The sequence below is a fragment of the Mesorhizobium sp. M7A.F.Ca.CA.004.04.2.1 genome (assembly GCF_004022825.1).
Classification (GTDB): Bacteria; Pseudomonadota; Alphaproteobacteria; order Rhizobiales; family Rhizobiaceae; genus Mesorhizobium.
The window spans coordinates 1-3498 of sequence record NZ_RZPH01000654.1; the positions used below are offsets into that span (position 1 = coordinate 1).

Sequence of the window (3498 nt, forward strand, 5' to 3'; positions counted from 1 at the left end):
TTCGTACACACGGCGCGCTCGGTCGTACCCCACATGCGCGCGGGCGGACGCGGCGGCGCCATGGTGCATTTCTCGACCATCCAGTGGTATCGCGGCGACGCCAACCCGCAGGACGCCTACCAGGCATCCAAGGCCGGCGTCTGCGCGCTGTCCAAATCGCTGGCCATGCAGTTGGCCGGCGAACGCATCCGCTCCAACGCCATCTGTCCCGGCATGGCGCTGACCCCGCTGCAGGCGCGCTGGGACACCGAGGAGAAGCGTTCGGCCGTGGCGAGTTACGCGCCGCTCGGCCGCATCGGCACGCCGCAGGACATGGCCAACGCGGCCCTGTTCCTGCTCTCCGACGCGGCGAGCTACATCACCGGCATCGAACTTGCCGTCGATGGCGGCCTGCTGATGCGCATGTAGCCAGCACGCCCGCTGCCGGGCTGTGGCAGCACGACATGCCGGGTCTCTCCGCGATCACAATCTGTCAACTTTCCGTTCCTTGCCAGCCCAGGGATTGGAACGCCTCTATATGGATATTGCGGGCCACGAACCGCCGGCGATGACAGGATCACCGCGACGCGACGGAGGAGATTGCCCGTGTCCGGAAAGCGATATCCACACCGCTTTCCCGTTGAAGGGAGGCGCGACCATGCGCAATGTCACACCAAGGATCATAGCAATCGCATCGCTACTGGCGGCCGTGCCGCTATCGAGTGCTTACGCGGTACACCGCCACAGGGTCGAACCGCAGCGCATGTCTGTCGAGGCTAGAGCCGTCCTGGACCAGTTGCAGGGCGTCAAGCAAGGGATCGTCGAGGCAAGGGAGGCCAAGGCGATCACCCCTGAGCAGGAGCACGATCTGATGATGAGGGCCGACAGCATCCATCGCTCGGCCACTGACGGCGGCGCATACCAAGGTTTGCTCAGCCAGATTGAGAACTTGGATCAGCGACTGCAAGACGATTCAGGCGGCGGCTTCTACATCGGCGACGGCGCCGATGGCGGCTACTATCCAAACGGCTGACGCAGACTGACAATGATCGCACGGCGCCTCCGGCGATTGTCGGGGCTCCGGCTTTTCCGATACGAGATGGGGGGCAAACGCCTACTGAACCGACGCGACAGTGCAGACGGACGCGATGTCTCCGATGCCCTGGCAGAGGGCGGGACCGTTCAGGCGCGGATCCTCGACCAGCGTCTGCGTCCCGCCATCGGAGGGCTGGCCGGCAAAGAAGATAGGGGGCGGCTGACCGCCGCCATGCATGTCGGCATTGTGGACGACGACGCTGGCGGCTTCGGTTGGCGGCACCGCGTTGGCAGGCTGCACCACCAGGTCCGCGCCGACATAGGTCAACTCGTAATTGGCCGAGATGGTCAGGCTGCCTTGCTCGATGGCGTAAATGCCGGGCATGCTTGCAGTGGTGGCTTCGGTCGAAAGGCCGCCCGCGAACATGTCGCCGTTGACCAGCCCCAAGCCGCCGACCGTGTAGGTGAGTGGCGGATTGGCCGTCCCTTGTGGCCGGCTCTGCGCATCCGCAACCACGGTGATGGCCCGCTTGCCGATGCTGAAGTCCGCGCCGACATAGCTGATGTCATAGTTTGAGTTCGCGGCGTTGGTGATGCCGCCTTGCCCCATTGCATAGCCGCCGACAGTCTCACCAGCGGCGCGATCGAGAGCACCGGTCAACGCCGCGCCACTACCGAGATCGGAGACGGTATAGCCTAGGGATGACGGGTCGGCATCGCCATAGGATTTGCCCTGGCCGGCATTCGCCGTCACCGTTACTGCACGCTTGCCAATACTGAAACCGGCACCGACATAGCTGATGGCATAATTGCTATTCTCAGCGTTGGTCAGCGTGCCCTGGCCGATCGCATAATTGCCGACAGTCTCGCCGGCCGCGCGGTCGAGAGCACCGACCAGCAGCGCTCCGCTACCAAGATCCGAAACGCTGTAGCCGAATGACGAGGGATTGCTGTCGCCGTAGATCTTGCCTTGACCGGCATTGGCCGTGACGGTGATCGCCCGCTTGCCGATGCTGAAGTTCGCGCCGACATAGTTGATGTCGTAATTGCCGTTGGCGGCATCAGTGAGCGTGCCGCGGCCAATCGCATGGCTGCCGGCATTCTCACCGGCAGCACGATCCAGTGCGCCGACAAGTGCCGTTCCAGTGCCCAGATCCGAGACAGTGTAGCCGTAGGACAGCGGATCGCTGTCACCATAGGTCTTGCTCAAGCCGCTATCCGCCGTGACCGTGACGGCGCGTTTGCCGATGCTGAACCCGGCGCCAACATAGCTGATGTCGTAATTCGCATTGGCGGCATCGGTGAGGCTGCCGCGGCCGATCGCATAGGTTCCGACGCCCTCGCCGGCTGACCGACCGAGAGCGCCGACAAGGGCGACGCCGGTGCCGAGATCGGTAACGGCGTAGCCATAGGACAATGGATCGGCATTGCCGTAGGTCTTGCCCAGGCCCGCATTGGCAGTAACGGTCACCGCCCGTTTGTCGATGGTGAAGTTGGCGCCGACATAAGTGATGGCGTAATTGGCGTTCGACACGCCGAGATTGCCTTGGCCGATGGCATAGGTGCCGGCATTCTCGCCGGTCACGCGATCGAGTGCGCCAAGCAGCGATGCGCCGCTGCCGAGATTTGAAACGGTATAGCCATAGGACGATGGATCGCCATCGCCATACGTCTTGCCCTGGGCGGCGCTGGCGGTGACTGTCACCGCCCTTTTGCCGATGGTGAAATCGGCTCCGACATAGGTGATGTCATAGTTTGAATTGTTGCCGTTGGTCAGCGTGCCCTGGCCGATGGCGTACATGTCGGCATTCTCGCCGACATCACGGCCGAGTGTGCCGACCAACGCCACGCCGGTGCCCAGGCTCGAAACGCTGTAGGCGTAGGATGACGGATCGACATCGCCATAGGTCTTGCCCTGCCCTGATGTCGCTATCACCGTCACCGCACGCTTGGCGATGGAGAGCAGGCCGGCGCTGTTGAAGGCAAGGGCGTAGCCGTTCGAGGCAGCGACGTTGCCGGTGCTGATGCTGATCGCATAGGGCCCGCTGCCGACTTGTTCGTTGCCTGACAGCGTGGCGGTGGAGAGCGACGGCGCGCCGCCAAATGTATTGGCGGCAGCGTCGCCGAGATAGGCATTGGTGACGCCCGCCTGATAGCCCGACACCGTATAGGTCAGTGCCGGCATGGCGGTATCGCCATAAGTCTTGGCCGCATTTTCGGACTTCAAGGTCAGCGTCGGCTGATAGTTAAAGACGTAGCGGTTGCCGGTCGCGCTCACCGTGGCGCCGGCCGTCGTGTTCCAGACCGCCGTGTTGCCGCTGTCGAGATTGCCGAATGTGTTTCCGGTTGGGTTTGCCGCATAGATCAGCCAGCGGCCACTGGTTGCGGTGACAGCGTCGCTGCCGCGGTTGTTGACGAACCTGCCCATGGCTGACAGCACCGGATCGATTCCGCTGACCTTGGCGCCGACCGCCATCGTCAGGT

The 3498-nt window shown here is 63.4% G+C and carries 3 protein-coding genes; 2 read left to right on the forward strand and 1 reads right to left on the reverse strand.

Going from position 1 to position 3498, the window contains the following annotated elements; genetic code table 11:
* Together EN893_RS24655 and EN893_RS24660 are read left to right on the forward strand one after the other, a co-directional pair.
* Positions 1 to 408, forward strand: a 408-nt coding sequence (locus tag EN893_RS24655; RefSeq protein ID WP_128361834.1) for an SDR family oxidoreductase, incomplete at its 5' end; no start/stop codon positions are given.
* A 229-nt stretch (positions 409 to 637) separates the two neighbouring features.
* Positions 638 to 1012, forward strand: coding sequence for a hypothetical protein (locus EN893_RS24660; RefSeq protein ID WP_127270038.1), 375 nt, complete (start codon positions 638 to 640; stop codon positions 1010 to 1012).
* An 81-nt stretch (positions 1013 to 1093) separates the two neighbouring features.
* On the opposite strand, the gene EN893_RS38230 is transcribed toward EN893_RS24660, so the two are convergent.
* On the reverse strand, positions 1094 to 3498 hold a 2405-nt coding region (locus tag EN893_RS38230; RefSeq protein ID WP_281062501.1), incomplete at its 5' end, for an MBG domain-containing protein.